We start from the raw sequence: 555 nt of genomic DNA, 5'->3' as shown, positions 1-555 counted from the left end.
CAATATTGAAATAATATTTCAATATTAAAATTATTAGTTAAATCGTATGGCATTAGAGGCAATTGGAAAAAAAATGCAACTGGATAAATTTGATCGACAAATTCTAAGTGCATTGCAAAATAACGGGCGCTTAAGCAATCAGGAGTTGGCAGACCAGATCGGACTTTCACCATCGGCTTGTTTGCGACGTTTTAAAACCTTGGAAACCAGCGGAATCATTCAGGGTTATCGAGTACAACTCGACGCCAAAAAACTCGGATTGGATCTGATGGCACTGGTACACATTTCGATGGATAAACACACTAAAGAACGCTTTCAGGAATTCGAAAGCGAAATTGGCAAATTACCGAATGTTATCGAATGCCTGCTGTTAACCGGCCAGAGTGCCGACTATCAACTCAAGGTTGTAATCAAGGATCTGGACGCTTATCAGGATCTACTGCTGAACCATATAACGCAGATTCCCGGCGTCAGCGGGGTACATACCAGTTTTGTTTTAAGAAAAGTTATCGATAGCGGAAAAATTCCGGTTTAGATTCAAAAGTTATTTTATTC

The 555-nt window shown here is 39.6% G+C and carries 1 protein-coding gene; it reads left to right on the top strand.

The window, feature by feature from the left end:
- Positions 1–73: 73 nt before the first annotated feature.
- Positions 74–535, top strand: a complete 462-nt coding sequence (locus tag H8792_RS12345; protein WP_185979321.1) for an Lrp/AsnC family transcriptional regulator — start codon at positions 74–76, stop codon at positions 533–535.
- Positions 536–555 lie beyond the last annotated feature (20 nt).

Source organism: Thiomicrorhabdus heinhorstiae, assembly GCF_013391765.2.
Classification (GTDB): domain Bacteria; phylum Pseudomonadota; class Gammaproteobacteria; order Thiomicrospirales; family Thiomicrospiraceae; genus Thiomicrorhabdus; species Thiomicrorhabdus heinhorstiae.
The sequence above is the reverse complement of the archived record's forward strand: the minus strand, read 5'-3'. Positions and strand labels throughout refer to the sequence as shown.